The 18,341-nt window shown below is 46.9% G+C and carries 16 protein-coding genes and 1 pseudogene; 8 read left to right on the forward strand and 9 right to left on the reverse strand.

Annotation, left to right across the window (positions count from 1 at the left end):
• The 3 genes from OP864_RS15665 (at position 1) to OP864_RS15675 (ending at position 5,123) form a co-directional block, all read left to right on the forward strand.
• Positions 1–1,410, forward strand: a complete 1,410-nt coding sequence (locus OP864_RS15665) for a hypothetical protein (protein WP_270099090.1) — start codon at positions 1–3, stop codon at positions 1,408–1,410.
• Positions 1,395–2,444 carry a hypothetical protein gene (locus OP864_RS15670; RefSeq protein ID WP_270099091.1) on the forward strand — a complete coding sequence of 350 codons (1,050 nt, stop codon included), beginning with the start codon at positions 1,395–1,397 and terminating at the stop codon, positions 2,442–2,444. The genes OP864_RS15665 and OP864_RS15670 overlap by 16 nt, the downstream gene beginning before the upstream one ends.
• A gap of 201 nt (positions 2,445–2,645) precedes the next feature.
• On the forward strand, positions 2,646–5,123 hold the full coding sequence (locus OP864_RS15675) for a TonB-dependent receptor (RefSeq protein ID WP_270099092.1): 2,478 nt from the start codon (positions 2,646–2,648) through the stop codon (positions 5,121–5,123).
• Between the two features lie 57 nt (positions 5,124–5,180).
• Here the strand turns inward: OP864_RS15675 and OP864_RS15680 are convergent, their stop codons facing one another.
• Entirely contained in the window at positions 5,181–5,858 is a 678-nt protein-coding gene (locus tag OP864_RS15680) for a hypothetical protein (RefSeq protein WP_270099093.1), read from the reverse strand.
• Between the two features lie 923 nt (positions 5,859–6,781).
• Between OP864_RS15680 and OP864_RS15685 the strand changes: the two genes are divergently transcribed.
• The 4 genes from OP864_RS15685 (at position 6,782) to OP864_RS15700 (ending at position 10,586) form a co-directional block, all read left to right on the forward strand.
• Positions 6,782–7,258: a hypothetical protein gene (locus OP864_RS15685; protein ID WP_270099094.1), complete on the forward strand. Its 477-nt coding sequence runs from the start codon at positions 6,782–6,784 to the stop codon at positions 7,256–7,258.
• A gap of 19 nt (positions 7,259–7,277) precedes the next feature.
• Positions 7,278–8,429, forward strand: coding sequence for a hypothetical protein (locus OP864_RS15690; protein ID WP_270099095.1), 1,152 nt, complete (start codon positions 7,278–7,280; stop codon positions 8,427–8,429).
• A 31-nt stretch (positions 8,430–8,460) separates the two neighbouring features.
• On the forward strand, positions 8,461–8,991 hold the full coding sequence (locus OP864_RS15695) for a hypothetical protein (protein ID WP_270099096.1): 531 nt from the start codon (positions 8,461–8,463) through the stop codon (positions 8,989–8,991).
• Between the two features lie 695 nt (positions 8,992–9,686).
• Positions 9,687–10,586 (forward strand): helix-turn-helix domain-containing protein, encoded by a 900-nt coding sequence (locus tag OP864_RS15700; RefSeq protein WP_270099097.1) that lies wholly within the window; start codon positions 9,687–9,689, stop codon positions 10,584–10,586.
• A 46-nt stretch (positions 10,587–10,632) separates the two neighbouring features.
• Here OP864_RS15700 and OP864_RS15705 read toward each other — a convergent pair whose 3' ends face one another.
• The gene (locus tag OP864_RS15705) at positions 10,633–11,091 is read right to left on the reverse strand and encodes a peroxiredoxin (RefSeq protein ID WP_270099098.1); all 459 of its coding nucleotides are present in this window, start codon (positions 11,089–11,091) and stop codon (positions 10,633–10,635) included.
• A 262-nt stretch (positions 11,092–11,353) separates the two neighbouring features.
• Between OP864_RS15705 and OP864_RS15710 the strand changes: the two genes are divergently transcribed.
• The gene (locus tag OP864_RS15710; RefSeq protein WP_270099099.1) at positions 11,354–13,078 is read left to right on the forward strand and encodes a tetratricopeptide repeat protein; all 1,725 of its coding nucleotides are present in this window, start codon (positions 11,354–11,356) and stop codon (positions 13,076–13,078) included.
• Between the two features lie 345 nt (positions 13,079–13,423).
• On the opposite strand, the gene OP864_RS15715 is transcribed toward OP864_RS15710, so the two are convergent.
• The 7 genes and pseudogenes from OP864_RS15715 to OP864_RS15750 all read right to left on the reverse strand — a co-directional run bounded on the left by OP864_RS15715 (position 13,424) and on the right by OP864_RS15750 (position 18,316).
• A complete protein-coding gene (locus tag OP864_RS15715) occupies positions 13,424–14,317 on the reverse strand; it encodes an EamA family transporter (RefSeq protein ID WP_270099100.1) in 894 nt (297 codons plus the stop codon).
• Positions 14,318–14,395: 78 nt separating this feature from the next.
• Positions 14,396–14,950 (reverse strand): NUDIX domain-containing protein, encoded by a 555-nt coding sequence (locus OP864_RS15720; protein ID WP_270099101.1) that lies wholly within the window; start codon positions 14,948–14,950, stop codon positions 14,396–14,398.
• Entirely contained in the window at positions 14,951–15,649 is a 699-nt protein-coding gene (locus OP864_RS15725) for an SIR2 family NAD-dependent protein deacylase (RefSeq protein ID WP_270099102.1), read from the reverse strand.
• Positions 15,650–15,963: 314 nt separating this feature from the next.
• Positions 15,964–16,680: pseudogene (locus tag OP864_RS15735) on the reverse strand (DUF434 domain-containing protein).
• A gap of 206 nt (positions 16,681–16,886) precedes the next feature.
• Positions 16,887–17,363, reverse strand: coding sequence for an Mpo1 family 2-hydroxy fatty acid dioxygenase (locus tag OP864_RS15740; RefSeq protein ID WP_270099105.1), 477 nt, complete (start codon positions 17,361–17,363; stop codon positions 16,887–16,889).
• Between the two features lie 5 nt (positions 17,364–17,368).
• On the reverse strand, positions 17,369–17,839 hold the full coding sequence (locus OP864_RS15745; RefSeq protein ID WP_270099106.1) for a TspO/MBR family protein: 471 nt from the start codon (positions 17,837–17,839) through the stop codon (positions 17,369–17,371).
• Positions 17,840–18,316 (reverse strand): hypothetical protein, encoded by a 477-nt coding sequence (locus OP864_RS15750; RefSeq protein WP_270099107.1) that lies wholly within the window; start codon positions 18,314–18,316, stop codon positions 17,840–17,842. It abuts the gene before it with no gap.
• Positions 18,317–18,341: the final 25 nt, after the last annotated feature.

An 18,341-nucleotide genomic window follows, 5' to 3' on the forward strand; every position in this document is an offset into this window, starting at 1 on the left:
TTGAAAGAAGAATCTACTGTTTATGATATAGGCCTCCTGATGGAGGACGAACTGGCCCAATGGCTCAGTGCTTATGCTGCTGCCTTGGGCCTCTCTGTTTTTTGTTTTAAAGCTCCATCTAGCCGAAGCGAACTCGCTTTGCTGCGCCCTGCTGCTCAGTTTTTTCTCTGGCAATTTAAGGAGGAAGGAAAAATGAAGGATTGGGGGTATAAGGTCCAAAGTCGCCGCGGCAAAGCCTTTGCTCATCAGCAGATGAAGGCCTTGGGCGAAAAAAAGTTGCGGCTGCCTAGCTCGGCCCAATTGCGGCAGTTTCCCTTGGCCCAATTAGAAGCAATAGAAGAAGAGGAAGAAAGTTTTATTTGCTGGCATAGCCAAGCTGGTATGGAGCTGCAAGCGATTCGCTGCCGCTACCTAATTCTCTCTAAGGGCTGTCCCGAAAAATATATAGAGCAGTTTGAGCTCTTGCAGCAAGCCTTGCCCCAATTAGAAAAGCCGCTCCAACACTATCAACTAAAATCTACAAACAAAAAACGCCAAAGAGAACTTCTCCTTTTGGGCCAAAAAGCCTACACCCTAGAGGATGATGGCCAAAACCTCCACTACCGCTTTTATGGTCAGGATTGGAGCCCAGAAGAGGAGGAGCGCTTGCTCCCTGGCCCAGCCCTAAAAAGCGAAAAAAAATTATCGAAGGCTTATCGCCTAAAGAATTGGCGAAAGGGCCGCCTTTTTGTTTTGGGTTCTTTGGCCCATCATCTGCCTGCTTATTTTGGCCTCACAAGCAGTCTGTTTTGGGAAGAAATGGGCAATCTGCTCTGGCGCTTGGCCTATATACAAGCAGGCTATTTGGCTGAAGAGCCGCTTTTGGCTGCCTGGGAAGAAGAACAGGGCCGCGATTGGCAAAAGGTGTTTGGCCTGCAAAAAGAGCTATTGAAAAAGCAAGCCTCTTTTTGGTCTCGACTGAAGGAGTATTGGCGAGGGGCGGACTTTTGGGCCCAGCGCCTAGCGGCCCGAAAAAATCCTTTGCTGCCCAATTTGTCCCTAGAAGATGCCTTTGAGCGAAAAACTAAACTTTGGGCCATCAAGCAAAAGGGTTTTCTCCTTTTGGGCCTAGGGGCCAATCCCGTAGATTTATTAGCGCCTAAGGAGTTGGCCCTTTTTGCCCGTTTGCGCAGCCAGTTTGTTGGCCTTTACCAAGATCGCCTGCCCGAACAGCCTCGTTTTGCCGCAGCCTATCAGTTGCCAAAACTAAAGGAGTTGGGGAGCCCAGGCAGCCTACTCTTAGTGGGGCCGCAAGGCTGTATTTTGGCCGTCTTGAAGAGCCGAAAAAAGATTCAGGCTTTTTGTAAACGTCTAGAACAGGAGTATCCCGAGCCCATCAAAATAGAAGAAGAGGCATGCGAAGAAGACTAAAGCAGTGGATGGTGTTTTTACCCTTTTTTTTCCTTTTGGCCTGCCAACCCTCTGGCCCAAAATGGGAAGAGCGACATTTCTACCATTGGAAGATGAATTGGAGTTGGGGCGAAGCTGAAACCCAAGCAATGCAAGCGCTGGGCAGCAAAACCATTTATTTGCATTTGGCCGATTTAGATTGGGTGCCTGGCCAAAAGGGCATTTTCCCTATTGCCAACTTGCAGTTGCCCAAAGATTTTTCGCCCCCAGCCATTTGGGAAGAGCTGCGGCCGGTGGTCTTTATTACCAACCGCAGCTTTTTGCAACAAAATAAGCCGGGCCAATTGGAGGTCTTGGCCAGAGAACTGGCCAATTATCTACGGGCCTATGAAGAAAAACTCCCGCCCCGCTTGGCCTTTAAGGAAGTACAGATAGATTGTGATTGGAGCCTGAAAACCAAGGCCCCTTATTTTATGTTTTTAAAGTTGCTCAAAAAGGAACTGGGGACCGATCTGCGGCTGTCGGTTACCCTGCGGCTGCACCAAGTAAAATACCAACAAAAGACAGGCATCCCCCCAGCCGATAGAGCCGTACTGATGTTTTATAATATGGGCGCTTTGCGAGATTGGGAAACCGATAACTCCATTTTGGATCTAGAACTGGCCCAATCCTATTTAGAAAACTTTTCTACTTATCCTTTGCCCATGGACTTGGCCCTGCCCATTTTTCATTGGGGGGCTTGTTTCCGAAATGGGGAGTTACTCTATTTGCTCAATAAAAAGACGGAGGCCGATTTTCTAGCTACTGCTCTGGCCCATGAAAAACTGGGTCCTAGGCGCTATAAGGTCTTAGCCGAGGGCTTTTTTGGTGGACATTATCTGTACGAGGGTGATCAAATTCGCTTTGAGGCTTGTTCTTTAGCCGAACTTGAGCAAAGTTTGCAGGCCTTGCGCCCAATTTGGCCCAAAATGCAAGACAGCCAATTGCTATTTTATGAACTGCAATCGGTTTATTTAGAACAATTATCAGCAGAGCAGCTGCGGTCCATTCGCTAGGCGGAACGAGCTTGGGCCAAAGGCCCTTTTGGGCGACCAAAGGGAGCGCTCTCGAGCCGGCTGAGGGATGGACAGCAGTGGCCCGAAGGGCCAGACCAAACAAAATGAGCGAAGCGAATTTTGTGAAGGGCCGAGCGAATAGCGAGCTGCGAAACAGCCCGACCCGAGCCAAAGGCGAGGGGCAGCCCCAAAAAAAACAGCATGAAAAAACAGCTACTTCTACTTTTTGCCTTGGCCTATGCCAACCTACTGCTGGCCCAAGATAGCCTATATATATTGGATGCGGATAGTCGACAGGCGGTGGCCAATGCCCAATTGCAGATTTTGGATGAGGCGGGCCGAGGCTTGCTCTCTGCGCCTTTGTTTTCCTCGGAAAAGGGCCTTTTTGTCTTAGATTCGTTTGTAGAAGGGCAATTTGTGCTCATTACGCATCTGAATTATCATCGCTATTATGGCGACTACTTTGAGTTGAAGGCCAAAAAAGGGCGTTTGCTGCTGCAAAGGCGGCCCATTGATCTGATTGAGGTCTTGGTGCAGGGCTCTTCTAAGCGAGAAGAACCGTTGCGGGAAGTGCCTTCGCAGCTAACGCTAATTGATAAAAAAGAGATTGAGATTTTGCAGCCACAGACCACGGCTGGGGTGATGGAGAACTCTGGGGAGGTCTTTGTGCAACGCTCTCAGATGGGGGGCGGAAGTCCGATCATTAGAGGCTTTGAGGCCAATAAGGTCCTGATAGTTTTGGATGGCATACGGATGAATAACGCCATTTATCGGGCGGGGCATTTGCAGAATATCATCACGATTGACCCGGCTATTATAGAAGGGGTGGAGCTGCATCATGGGCCCGCCTCAACCATTTATGGCTCCGATGCTTTGGGGGGCGTAATGTACATCAAGACCAAATCGCCTAGATTTTTGGAGGAGCAGGGCAAGGCCTGGCATATACATGCCTACAGTCGCTTTTCGACGGCCAATTTAGAGCGGCGTTTGCATAGCGACATCCATTGGTCGGGCCAGCGTTGGGCCAGCCTCAGCAGCCTGAGCTTTTCTAAATACGGCGATCTTCGGGCGGGGCGGTACAAGGCCGATAGCAGCATGGCTCGCTACTGGAACCGTTATTTTTATGTAGAAAGAGATGAGGAATTAGGCCAAGACCTGATTCGGATTAACGAAAATCCCAATGTGCAATTGGGGAGCGCTTATGGGCAAATGGACCTGATGCAAAAACTGCGGTACCGCTATAATGAGCGCCTAGATTTTGAGTATAATTTTCAGTATTCGACCTCGACCGATGTGCCCCGTTACGACCAACTGACAGAGGGCGATGTGAGCTTTAGCAATGGGCAAATTATCTCGCAAAACTTGGAGTATGCCGAATGGAATTATGGTCCACAAAAGCGCTTACTCTCTGCCTTGCGGGCCAATATCAAGGGCGATAGTAGTCGTTGGTTGGGGCAGGGCCAATTGGTGGCCGCTTTTCAGAAAATTGATGAAGAGCGGATTAGCCGAAAGTTTAATGACCCCCTACGCAGAACCCAAGCCGAGCAGGTTTATGTCTTGACCTTAAATGCGGACTTTTTGCGGAAGATTTGCAATAAACAGGAGCTATTATATGGGGCCGAATGGACCCACAACTGGGTCTCATCGACCGCTTTTACGGAGAATATTGAAACGGGAGAGCAATCGAACAGGGGCTTGGGGACCCGCTACCCCGATGGGGGCAGCCAGATGGGGAATTTTGGTCTGTATAGCAGTTATCGCCTGAAGTTTGCCCAAGAAAAGGCCAAATTGATTTTGGGGAGCCGTTACACTTATACCTCCTTATCGGCTAGTTACTTGGATACCTTACTTTATAGTTTGCCTTATCAAGATTTGAGTTTGCAGACCCATGCCCTAACGGCTAGTGCGGGTCTAAGTTGGGATATGGGTCGGCAGTTTCAGCTGCGGGCGGTAGCCTCTACGGCCTTCCGGACGCCCAATATTGATGATATGGCCAAGTTGCGGGCCAAGGGAGATAATGTTACGGTGCCCAATGCCGAGATTGGTCCAGAAAAATCCCTTAATATGGAGTTGGGCCTATCGAAGCAGTTTGCCAAGAAGCTCAAAATTAGCAGTACGGTCTACTACAACTATCTTTTTGATGCTATTGTACAGCAAGAATACAGCATTAATGGGCAGGATAGCATGTATTATGATGGGCGTTTTCGGAACATTCAGGCCCTGGTCAATATTGGTCGAGGGGCAGTTTGGGGCCTACACGCCAGTTTGGCCTATGAGCTCAATAATTTTGCCTTTTTCAAATGGAGTTTGGTCTATACGAAGGGGATCGACTACTCAGAGGCGGAGCCCCAGCCCCTGCCGCATATTCCGCCCTTATATGGCCAATGGAGCTTTCATTATCATAAAAAGGCCTTTAGTCTACAGAGCAATATTCGTTTTAATGGCCCCAAGCGCCTAGAAGATTATGCGGATGAGAGTTCGGAAAATTTGGACCAAGCCTTACCTAGCGGAACCCCTGCTTGGTTTGTCATCAACTTTTATACGGCCTATGAGTTGAGCAGCAAATGGAAGTTGCAATTGGGGATAGAAAACCTTTTAGATTGGCATTATCGGCCTTATGCTTCGGGGATTTCGGCCCCAGGGCAAAACATCATCCTCACTTTAAGGGCCAATTTATAAACAGAAAGCCCCTAGATGCTTGCATCTGGGGGCTTTTATAGGCTTAGGGGGCAGCAATTAGCGCATGCCAAAGCTTTGTTGAACTTGTTGTAGTTCTTGTTTTCTGGGCTGTCGGTTGAGCTCATTGCCTAGTTCTTGGACAAACTCGCCATTATCGGCTACTACAAAACGCTTACTATCGGCTTCGGTATAACTGTAGCGTTCGTTTTCTAGTTTGCGGTTCCATTCGGTCAAAACGATAGCGCCATCTTCAGCAATCAGGGCGCCAACTTGTTTTTGGTAGCGGTTAGTGGCCACCATCATCTCGTCGATCAGTTCGCCTTTTTTGCTATAAGCGGCCAAGATCCAGCGTTCATTAGCGCGGAAGGGGGGCAAAATAGCATAGAGCAGTAGGTCGTAGTTTTCGGTTTGGGCCACCAAAGCTTGCGACTGATAGCGGTCGGGGCCCATACGGCTCATCATGCCATCATCTAGGCCTGGAATAAAGGCCGAAAACTCTCTACCGAGGCGTTTACCTGAAATATTTTGCCAGAGGTCTCTTTCATATTCTCGCTGCGCCTCGCTGCTTTCCCATTGGTTCTGGTTCAGTTGTAGGGGCAGGGCTTGCTCTTCAAATTGGGCCAGAAATTTGGCATAATTGGCTCGGCCTTCTTCTTTATCTTGCCCCAATTGGCTAAAAGAATAGAAGCCAAAGGCAAAAAGGAGGGCCAGGGCCGAAAAACTAAGGATTTTCATAAGCAGAGGATTAAATGAGTTTACTAAACGGTCTATTGGGCTAGATGCACAAAAACCTAGCCTTGGTGCGGGCTTTTTTAGTTAATGCTTCTTCTCCTTAAAAGATAGGGATTTAGGAACTGTTTTTTTTATTTTTTTGGGCCTCCGCAGCAAAGCTGCGGCGCTACGCTTCAGGGCTCGCAGGTCTGCTCGGCCCTGCGGCCTGACGGCCTTGGTCTGCGGCTTTGCCGCCCCCTTTCGCATCGCTAGGCCTGCGGCCCTAGGGGCCTGCTATATGGGCCTGTAGGTTGAAACCTACAGCCAATTAACGAATACATTTTTGTGTTCAATGGAGGGTTGAAACCCTCCATAAATAAACATTTTAGCCCTTCTTTGCTGATGCAGCCTAGTGGAACAGAAAAATCCCCTCGAATGAGGGGATGGCGTTTTTTTCGATAGCCTAGGGCCTTGGCCCTAGGGTTCCTATGAAATTTATGGGGGAAACAAAAACAAAATCAAACAACCGAAGAAAAAATAATCCTTGTTCAAAGCGGTAGAGGATTTTAATCCTCTCCGCACTATAGATGTAGAATGGGGTTGTTGTATGGCTGCTGGTTTCAACCTGCAGCCACAGCGAGCAGGCGGCGAAGCCGCCGCAAAGGAGCGAAGCGACTTGGCCTAGGGGCCTGAAAGGGTGCCGCGCAGCGGCAGACCAAGGGCGAAGCCCGCAGGGCCGAGCAGACCTGCGAGCCCTGCAAGGGCCCGGCCGCCGCAGGCGGCAGGCCCCAAAAAAGAAACAGCAGTAAGAAATTTGATATTAGAAATTGGCGCCAAAATGAGCCGCTTGAGCATCTGTTGAAACAGAATAAAATTTTAGTTAAGGTAATTAGGATTAAATGAAAAATATATTATATATACTTATAATCTTTTCTATATTTGCTTGTGTGCCGCAGGGACCAACAGAGCTGTCTTATGCGGTATATGATGAAAAGGGCGAGTATTGTAATGATGTTCGGCTAAAAGAAGATAGTTCTACGCTCTATTTGATTGACAAGAATTATATGGACCTTGGGTATGAAGTTTTGCTGCCCATTTTTAATAAAAAGGACAGTATAATGTATGTTTCTTATGAAGATTTTATCGTTACTTGCCATGAATGCAAGGCGAAAGAAGCTGTTCTTTATGCCTTATTAGGGCCTTATGTAGTATCCTCGACAAAGGTGGAGAATGTCTATCAAGTAAAGCTATTTTTTTTGACAAAGGATCAATTTGAAGATTATTATGCTCCAGTTTACGATACGCTGTTACATCAGTTTTATTCTATAAATATAGATGATTTTAGTATTGTGGACCAAGGAAAAGAGGGGCTGTTTACTGGCGGTGCATGGGCTCCAAGGCTGAGGTTTTGCGCTGAGGATTAAATTTATAGAACTAAAGATCATGAAGGGAAGAATAGCAAGTAACTTTATAATGTTTATCGCATTGCTGTGGCTAATATCTTGCGAGCAGAAAGCTCCAGAAAAGAAAGCTATAGAAAGGAAAGCGCCTAGCTTGGCGCTTGTTAGAGATACCACAATTTATATTGGGGAAAATAAGAGTTGGGCAGGCCTTTACGGGGCTTATCGAATGAGACAAAGTTATGCAGAAGGTTTAGGGATACAGCTTTCAAGAGAAAAGGGCGTCTTATTAGTAAATAGAAAAGATACTGTTGAGCGTATTTACTTTCCTATCGTAAAGAGGCATTATCTAGATGATTATGTATGGAAAGAAGATAATATTTATAGCCTGAGTCGGACTAAGATGTTTGAAGGGAAAAATAAGGGGGGGAGCATCATGTACTTTAGCAAATGGGATCGGCAAACAGAAAGCCATCAGTTTAAAGAGATCTTTAGAGGAAATTATATACATACAGCCTACATGGTCGATCTACCTTCGGCTGGCTTTGCTGTAGTTTTCAATTTGAATCAAAAAATTATTGTTCTTTTTCTTGATGCAGATGGCAAAGAACAAAAGCGTTATGAATCAGAGAATATAGATATAGAGGGCGAGAGTGGATTGTTTATTTTTCAGCTTGAAAGAATGGCCGATGGTGGGATTGTGTTGGCTGTTGAAGTGCATTCGTTTTACGAGCAGCCTACTAAAATAATCTTGAAAAAGTTAAAAGATGGAGAGTTGCTTTGGACCAAAAGCTTTGAGGGGTTTACAGATATAACTTGCAAATACCCTTACCCTTCTACACAATTCTATTCTACTGATTCCAGCTTTATTTTGTTAGGGAAACATTATAACGCTTTACATTTAGATACAGATGGAGAGCTTATCGCTGAATATGCAGGTAAATTAGAGGCTTGTGGGGACTGCTATTTTTTAAAAGAGGAAAAGAAAAAGATCTATCTCTTTTGTAAGGAGGACAAGCAAGCTTATTTAGTAGAAGTTAATCAGCTAGGAGGGGCTAGAAAGTGGCCCGTGAAAGGCCGATTTTATAATGGTTTTCGCCTATTTGAAAATGGTAAAAAAGGCAGTTGGACCTTAGCCAATCGGGGCGATGATAGTGTGCGACTCATAGATTATCAATGGATTTCAGGAGATTGAGCTATTGGCCAACTATTTAAATAAAAGACTAATGAATGAGCAACTAAAAGAGCGAATAAAAAAAATATCTATTGCTGGACGCTTTGCCATAGCTTTGCGTATTCTAGAAATAGAACTACCAAAATATCCTGTCTTTCAGCAGAGTCCTACTTCAAAAATCCTAATTAGTAAACTGAAAGAATTTACCAATAGTATGACATTAGATGATTGGATGGAGGAAACGGATCGGCTAATGCCAGATATAATAATGGAAGATGAGGGAAGCTATGATGCAGAATATTTCGCTGATTTTTTGAAGGAAGAAGATTTTAATGAATTTCACAAGCAGTACAAAGCTTTGCCAGAGCGTTTTTTGTCTGCTATATGTCATACGTTCTGGCTTGGTCAAGCCCATATTTATGGAGGAGTTTCAGGCTACTCAGAGGAGACTTATGAATATTTATTGGACGTAATTAAATTAACCGCTGTTGATAACTTGCCTGAAATTATAGCCCGTTATGAGTTTTCTTCTTTTGAGGAATTTTATGGTTGGGGCGATCCTTTTAATTATGATGAGGTCTAGGGGCCTCCGCTGCGGCTTTGCCTTGCGGCGGTTACTCCCTTCGGTCATCGAACTGCGGTCTAAAGACCTTGTTGTCGTTGCGGGGCTCGCTGCTCGCTCGGCCCTGCGCGGGCTGCGCCCGCTGGGTCTGGCCGTTGCCCCCCCCTGCACATCGCTAGGCCGCTCAACTGTCTTTTTTCTTTTGGCTGTTTTCTTCGGCGGTTGGGCAGTTTTGGGCTCATGGGCTAAAGCCCATGGTTGTGGGTCTATGCAAACTGGCGGGCTAAAGCCCTTGTTTGCTATAAATGATATGAGCCGATGGTTTTAACCATCGGCTCATTTTTATTGCGCTTAGTATGGCCGCTTTTGTTGCTGTGGGTTTTAACCCACTGGGATATACATCCATCCTACAGGCCCGAAGGGCCGCAGGCCTAGGGGCCTGCAAGGGTACCGCGTAGCGGCAGACCTAGCCAGCTTGCTGGCGCAGGGCCGAGCAGACCTGCGAGCCCTGAAAGGGCCCGGCCGCCGTAGGCGGCAGGCCCCAAAAAAACGGCGTCTTGATCAGTAGGAATTGTACTCCTTTTGGTTCGTTTTTTATCGCTTCATTCCTGCTTAGGGCGCTTAAAAAGGGTTTTCTGTGCTAATTTCCGAGATTTCTGTTTTTCTCTTCTTCTTTTTTGCCCGACCTTAGTACAACACTTAAAAATAAGTCTCTGATGATTATAGAAATAGATTCTCTTAGCCAGCTGCATAAAATGGCTGGATGGCCTGCTCCTCAGCATCCGCTTATTTCGGTGGTCGATGTTAGTGAGTGGGAGATTGGCGAAGACTTACTGGCGCAAAAATTCTGTTTGCAGCTCTATAGTATTGCCCTAAAAGATGGGGGCTGTGGGATGAATTATGGCCGAAATAGCTATGATTTTTCAGAAGGGGTGCTTTTGTTTACTGCGGCTGGGCAGATCAGCAGCATGCAGGAAAGCCAGAAAAAAGGAGAACGAACGGGCTGGATGATTTTCTTTCATCCGGACCTTATCCGCAACAAGCAGTTGGGGCAGAAAATAGATGAGTATCATTTTTTCTCTTATGAGGTGCATGAGGCTTTGCATCTTTCTGCTGCCGAGCAAACTATCTTAAATCGCTGTGCGGATTTAATTCAAGAAGAATTAGCGGGTAGAATAGATGATCATACTCAAGACGTGATTGTGGACCATCTGCAGTTGCTATTGACGTATAGCCAGCGCTATTATCAACGGCAATTTAATACTCGTTCTGCTCAAAATAGCGATCTACTCAGCCGCTTTGAGCAGTTGTTAAAGACCTATTATCAAGAAGGCCGTTTTGCAGAAGAGGGGCAGCCTGCAGTGGGCTACTTTGCGGCTGAATTGCAGCTTTCGGCCAACTACCTCAGCGATCTCATCAAAAAAGAAACAGGCTATGGGGTAAAGGAAAAAGTACAGCAATTTGTAGTCGAAAAAGCCAAATTGCTTTTGTTACAATCAGCGTTTAGCATTAGTGAATTAGCCTATCAGTTGGGCTATAATTATCCACATTATTTTAGCCGAATGTTTAAGGCCAAAACAGGGCTGAGCCCCAAAGAATACCGAAAGCGAGCTTAGGGGAAAAGGAAAGGAGCAAACAGTTAACTGTTTGCTCCTTTGGTGTTTAGGCTTCCTTTTTTAGGCTATCTAAGGCCTCTTCAATATGCTGAACGGCATTAAATTGCGAGCTAAACTCATGAATTAACTTGCCCTCGGCATTAAATATATAAGTTACCCGGCCAGGTAAAAGACCAAACAAGCTGCCTGGAACGCCAAACTTTTTGCGTAATTCCTTTTTGCTATCACTGAGCAAGCGGAAGGGTAGGCGGTGTTTGCTAGCAAATTTCTTATGTTTTTCTGGTCCATCGGCACTCACGCCAACCACCTTTGCCCCTAAGTCCGTAAAGACCTCAAATTGGTCTCTAAATGCGCAGGCTTCTGCCGTGCAGCCGGGGGTATCATCTTTGGGATAAAAATAAAGGACCAAAGCCTGGCCCAAAAAGTCTTGTTCTGTGAGCCACTGCCCATCTTGGTCCTGCAAACGAAAGGCAGGGAGGCTATCGCCTAAACTGATCTTACTCATACGATTAGAAGTTGTTGATTTTTGTCCATAACAAAAGCGAGGGCCTTTTGTTGGCTACTAGCTTGTTCTTTTGCAGTGAGTACTTTAGACTAACTTTAAATTTGCTTACATAAGGTAAAGCTAATCAGTTGGTTATCTGTATTTGTACCTATGCAAGCTACCTAATTTAGCTAAAAAGGAGGAAGGGCCAACAACAGAACAGGAAAAACTACGTATTTTAGATATCCCCTTTATTTTGCCCCGCCACTCAAAACCAAAAGCCATGACGCCCAAGTTACTCCTTATTAGTTTGTTATTGTTTAGCGGAACGCTATTGGCCCAAAACAAGGCAGCCATAAAGGCCTATAATACGGCCCTGAGCTATTACCAAAGTAGAGACTATGAAACGGCTGCCCCTCTTTTTGAGCAGGCTATTCAGGAATCTCCAGACTTTTACTATGCACATCGCAGTTTGATCAGTTGCTATGAGCAAATGGGGCAGCTAGATAAAGCGGTGCCAGCCTATTTGGCTGCACTAAAACTGGCCCCACATGATTTTGATTTGCATTTCAATTTATCGCAAACCTATATTCAGCTAGAAGAATGGGCGGCGGCCAAAAAAGCCTTGGAGCAGAGTTTAGATATATCGCCTACAGATAGAAAAGCCTTGCAATCTTTGGAGCAAATAGAGCGCTATTTGGCCCAGAAAGAGGCCCCAAAAGAGGAGCAAGTGATCAAAGAGGAGCGCAGCAGCCCTTCTGATCGGGCATATAATGCTGCTTTGGCCCTTTATCGGAAAGGAGAGTACCAGCAGGCCCGGGGCCAATTGCAGGCCTTTTCGGGCCAAGTGAGCCAAGCCGATTTCTATTATCTTTGGGCCCTTTGCGAGCAGCAATTGGGCGAAAGAACGGCCGCTATTGAGCAATATGAAGCGGCTTTGGCCCTAGATGATCGGCATTTTAATAGTAATTACAATTTAGGGATTCTCTACTACAATGATAGAAACTATGAAGAGGCCCAAGCCCTGCTAGAAACAGCCTACCAAAAGCAACCCAAGAAAAAAGATTTGGCCAAGCATTTGGCCCTTAGCTATTATTTGGGCAATAATATGGAGAAAGCCGAGCCTTTTTTGGCCAAGCTAGCCCCCAAAATACAATCGGCAGAGCTCTACTATTATTGGTCCAAAACACTGATGCAGTTAGGTCGAAAAAAAGAGAGTCAAAAAGCTTTGGCTACGGCCAAAAAACTAGACAAAAGCGGAGAGCTGCAGGTGGATATCCAAAACGATCTGGCCGAATATGGACAACTGGCTAGTGAGTACCGAAAAAATGGAAATTACCAAAAAGCTATTGAGGTGTTGGAAGAAGCCATAGCCAAACATGAAGATGAAGCCGCCCTGCATTTTAATTTGGGCCTCAATTACCTAGAGGTGGGCAATAGCCTAAAGGCCCAAAAGGAATTTGCCAAAACCGTAGCCCTTACTCCCGGCCATGCCAAAGCCTATTCGGCCCTAGGCGATATTCATTATCAGGCGGAGAAGTATAGTGAGGCCGCTGCCTATTTTAAGGCTTGTATCGAGGCGGGAATGCAAGATGCTTATAGCTACTATCAGCTAGGGAGTAGCTTGTATAAACTGAACCGCTTTCAGGAGTCTGCCGAAAGTTTTGAGCAAGCTATTGCTAAAAACCCCAAAGAGAAACAATTCTATTTTGCCTTGGGCCTGAGCTATTTGCGCAAAAAGAAAAATGATCTTTCGATCCAGAATTTTGAAAAAGCCCTGGCCTTAGATCCCTATTTCATTGATGCTCAATATCATATTTGCGTCAATTATATTGAAACCAACCGCTTTTTAGATGCCATTGATGAGGCGGAGAAAATTATTGAAAAAGACCCCAAATTTGCTAAAGCTTATTTGACCTTGGCCCATAGCCATAAGCGTTTGGGCAATTTGGCCGAGGCCGATAAATATAGAAAAAAGGCCATTCGCTTAGATCCTTCTTTGCGTTAATTGCGGTCCTACAGGCCCGAAGGGCCGCAGGCAATAGCCAGATTTAAACGCACTCACTTTTATAGTTTGCAGCAATTTCCCGCTAGTCGTCCCTATTTTTCTCGACCATAGCGAAGGCTATGCCCTTAAAAAATAGCTAGCCTAGCCAAAAATTCATAGCAAACCATGGCCAAAGCAGCGCGATTAAATCTGGCTGAGGGATAGTAGGCAGTGGCCGCAGGCCAGACCTAGGCGCGCAGCGCCGCAGGGCCGAGCGAGCAGCGAGCTGCCGCATAGCCCGACCCGAAGGGGCAGCCCCAAAAAAGAAAAAGCGAAAACGAACTGAAGCTCGTTTTCGCTTTATGATTAGGCTTTGGCCTTTTTGGGCCAGTTGATCCAAAAGACGGCGGCCAGAATTAAGCCGACGCCCAGCCATTGTAAGCCGCCCACCTGTTCATTGAGCAAAACATAGGCAAAAAGAATAGAGACGGGAATTTCCATAGAGGCGATGATGCTGCCCAAGCCCGTGCCCGTAATCGGCATGCCTTCATTGAGCAAAATAGGAGGGAGGACGGTCCCAAAAACCGCTATCAGCAGTCCCCAGCTAGCAAAATCGGCCCAGCCAAAATTGTCGATTAGGCTGAGGTTCCAGAACAAAACCGTGATGATCAATCCCCCCCAAACCATAAAATAACTGCGCTCCAAATTGGGCAGGCGCAACACCACTCGGTTAGAAGAATAGAGGGTGACGGTATAGCTAGAAGCGGCGGCCAAACCAAAGGCCAAGCCACGCCAATCTAGGCTTAGGGATTCTTCTTGGCCCAAAATCCCGGTGGCTAAAAAGGTACCGACCAAAACGATAGCGGCAGCCATGATTTTGATGAGAGGCGGGAATTTCCGCTCTAGTATAGACTCTAACAAAATGCCCATCCAGATGGCTTGCATGAGCAAAATAATGCCCACCGAAACGGGAATATATTGGATGGCCAAATAATAAAAGGTACTGGTTAGGCCCATGGCCGTTCCGGCCAACAACAGCTGCCCTTTTTCTTTTAGAGAGGCGGGCGCAACCGCCTTTTTGGCCTTGCCACCAAAGAGCAAGCGCAAAATAAAGAGGATCAAAATGCCCCAAACAAACTGACCCAAGGTCAAATTGCCAATATGGCCGCCTTTGAGGGTCGCCATTTTTACAAAAGTGGCCAAAACGCCATAGCTGCAGGCCCCAGCGGCCACCAGCAAAATTCCTTTCAATTGTCCCATGAAGTATGCTAAAAAAGGTCATAAAAAAGCCCTTTGGTCCATAACAGGCCAAAGGGCGCACAAAATAGATAAATCTATTTACAACTCATCTTTATCCATTAAAATTTTTAGCTTGAAGAGGGCGGCTTGCGAAATCACATCCGTAATTTCATCATTTAGGGCCATCTCGATGGCTTGGGCCAAAGGGAGGCGCCAAAGCCGAAGTTCTTCGCTGCTTTCGGGCTGGGCCTGGCCTTGGCTGAGCTCTTGGGCCAAATAGACGATGCCCGATTCATCCGTGACCGAATTGGAGGTATGCAGCTGCAATAAGGGCCGCCATTTTTTGGCCCGCAGGCCAGTTTCCTCTAGCAGTTCTCTTTGGGCGGCCGCCAAAGGCGACTCCGTTTTGGGGCAGCCCCCTTCTGGAATTTCCCAGCTATAGGCCGAAAGTGGATAGCGATATTGGCCCACCAAATAGGTGTAGCCCTCGGCATCTATCGGAATCACGCCCACCGCAATATTCTTGAAGTGAACGACCCCATAAATGCCCGCTTTACCGCTAGGATCCAAAACTTGGTCTTCCTCCAACTCAATCCAGGGATTGCTATATATTTTTTTGCGCGACAAAAAGGTCCAGGGATTTTTCTCTTGCATTTATCCGTATTTTTCAATCAGTTCGGCCACCAAAGCGGGCAGGCCCGTTGTGGCAGGCTCGGCCAAAACTTTCAAATTATCTAGATGAGGCAGTTGGGCAGGCTTGGGATCTACATAAAACTTAGGCGAGGCTTTGGGGACATAATGAATCAAACCCGCAGCGGGATAAACCTGCATAGAGGTGCCCACCACAATAAAAATATCAGCTAATTCGGCCCAAGCTGCAGCTACGCCCAGCATGGGCACATCTTCTCCAAACCAAACGATATGCGGCCGCCATTGCCCACCTTTTGGGCAAGTTTGGCCCAACAAAATATCGTCTTTACAAGGCTGAATATTTTCGGGATCTAGGCTAGAGCGCTTCTTAAACAGCTCGCCATGTAAATGCAAAACCCGACTGCTACCGGCCCGCTCATGCAAATCGTCCACATTTTGGGTAATCAGGGCCACCTCAAAATGCGCCTCCAAATCCTTGAGAGCCAAATGCCCCGCATTGGGCGCCACCTCATGCAATTGCGCCCGCCTTTGGTTATAAAAATCAAGGACCAAAGCCGGGTTTTGGGCAAAGCCTTCTGGGCTAGCCACCTGCATCACATCATGCCCCTCCCAAAGTCCATTGGCATCTCGAAAAGTCTGTATGCCCGATTCGGCACTGATTCCTGCACCCGTCAAAATGACTACTTTCAATTTTTCTGACATCTGTTTATATTTTTTTGGGGCTGCCCCGCCCTGCGGGCGGGTCGGGCTGTTTCGCAGCTCGCTGTTCGCTCGGCCCTGCGCAAAAATTCGCTTTGCTCATTTTGCTTGGTCTGGCCCTTTGGGCCACTGCTGTCCATCCCTCAGCCAAGTCGCTTCGCTCCTGTAGAGCTTGGCCCTTAAATGTTAAAATTGGAGAAAAAAGTAGGGAATATTTGCATATTAAAATCTAATCCGTACATTTGTATTGTCTTTGTGTTTATTTGTTTGGGTTTTTAGGGGAGGCTGTTCCGAATAGGAGCAGCCTCTTTTTTTGTTTAGGCCATATCGTAAAGGCTAATCAGCTCAGCATCAGGGACATAATTGCGGACCAAATAGCTCATAAAGTTGAAAGAGCGGTCTACACGGTCCAAAATCCAGGCATCGGAGCTAGCGGTTAGTTTATTTAGCTGCACCAACTCTTTATCGGGATTAAAAGCGAGCTCTACCTCCCAGGGCTAATTATTTTCTTGGGCCATTTGCAGCATCTCTTGTTTGAGTTTGCCAGAATTAGAAATGGGGCGGTCAAAAATCCAATGTGCTTTTTCTACTTCTAGGTCCAAAAGAGCTTGGCCCATAATTTCGATAGCCTTTTGGGTTTCTATTACTTTTTTGTAGCTACCGTGTACGGAGGCCAGGTCTCGGATTTGGCCATCTTCACATTCTAGCAAATAGCCCTTAGAGAGGGCGGCTTCCATGCCAATGAGTAAATTATAGCCATCAATATAGAGCGTTTCGCCAGCCAGCATTTCGGCTGGAATTTGTTTGTTGAGGCGATTGGCTTGGGCTTCTTGGCCAGAGCTCATGAGGAGCAGGGCCTTTTTTTGTCTTTTGCGGAGGCGGTAGCGATTGCCTACGAGTTCAGAGGCAGATTTTTCGGCATAGCCGCGGTCCAATAAAAAGGAGAGATCTCTAACGGCCTCTTGTAGGCTCCAGAGTTGGGTTTGTTGTCCAAATAATTGTTTATCCTGAGGGTGTTTTCCTCTATGTTTCATTTTCTTATTTCAAGGGGTTATATAAAAAGTGGGGGGAGTAGTTGGGCGCCCGCAGGGCGTTTTTCTTGCGCAGCAAGTTTTCATTTGGCCTAGCGATGTGTAGCAGTGGCCGCAGGCTAGACCAAAGCCCCTAGGGCTGCAGGGCCGAGCGAATAGCGAGCTGCGAAACGTAGCGCCCGCAGCAAAGCTGCGGGAGGCCCCAAAACTTAATACTTAATACCGATCGACTTATAGATAAAGTGCAGCAGCCAGGCGGGACCCACCAACAAAAACTGCAGATCCTCTAAAAAAGAGGGTTTGGCGCCTTCAATTTTGTGGCCGATAAACTGGCCAATCCAGGCGATAAAGAAGAGGCCAAAGGCTAGCCAACCGTAGGCGAGGCCCCAACTAGCGCTGGCTTGGGCTAGATAATGATTGCCATACAATAGGCCGAGGCCAATGGGCAGAAAGCCCAGAAAAATGGGCAGCGATAGCCGCAGATAATAGATAAAAGTGAGGCCGACCAAAATGCTGGCCCAATTGAGCAAGGGCGCAGGCTCGATAAAAAAGGGAATACTATACAGTAGCCCAAGCAGACTAAACATAATTGTGGGCACGCAAATCCAGTGAATGACCTTATTGATAGAATTTTGGTGGCTTTCGCCATACTTTTCGAGAAGGGTATCGATGGTTCGCTGAGGCATATCCATTAGCTGTTGAGAAGGTAAATACTGGCATTGAGCAGGGCGGCAAAGCTGACCCAAGCCAGGTAGGGGAAAAGGAAGTAGGCGGCTTTGGGCTGTATGGACCAAAATAGGCGGATGCAGTAAAAAATGCTGGCCCAAAGTAGGGCAATTTCGACCAAAGCGGCGCCGGGAGATTGGGCAAAAAAGAAGAGAAAGGACCAAAGTCCGTTTAGGCCCAACTGCAGCAGAAAGAAAAAGCGGGCTTTGGCGCTATTGCCTTTACCTTCTACCATTGCCCAGGCAATGGCCATTAGCGTATAGAGTAGGGTCCAGACGGGGCCAAAGAGGTAGCCTGGGGGATTAAAGCTGGGCTTTTGGAGTTGAGGGTACCAATCTGCCAAGCCTTGGGCAGTAGCCCAGCCGCCTAGGGCCGCTACTCCAAAACAAAGGAGTAGGGCCAAAAGTAAACGTTGCCAAAAGGACCAATTTTTCATTTAGACTTGACGTATTTTTAGTTCTTCATAATAGGCGCCCCAATAGGCATCTTTATGCGCCTTGGCCTCTTCTAGGCTATCAAAAACAAGAGCTTTCATAGGCAGGCTACTATAATTGTATTTTCCCATCAGGTATTCTTCTTCGGTGCCATTGAGGCGGTAAAGGACAAAACCAGGGCGCTTGAAGCGGTAGACCATTTCCTCCATTTCTCGCATTCTTTTGTGCAGCGGGTCTTCGGTAGAGACCGTTTCGTCTTGGATTGTGGCTAGGGAAATGCGAATTTCCTCGCTACTTTCCTTCTTAATTACGACTTCTTCCGTTGTTTTTGGAGCTTTGGGGGCTGCGGCCTTGCCCGCTTGATAGCCATCAAAGTAAATTTGCTCTAAAATGGGGATCAGGGCTTCTGGGGCCATTTGGGCCAGGGCAAGCAGGTCAATTTCTTGCTGCCCAATTTTCAGCAGATGTTCTTTATTCATTAGTAATTTTGATGAGTTTGTCCAT

It is taken from the genome of Saprospira grandis, assembly GCF_027594745.1.
GTDB classification, from domain to species: Bacteria; Bacteroidota; Bacteroidia; order Chitinophagales; family Saprospiraceae; genus Saprospira; species Saprospira grandis.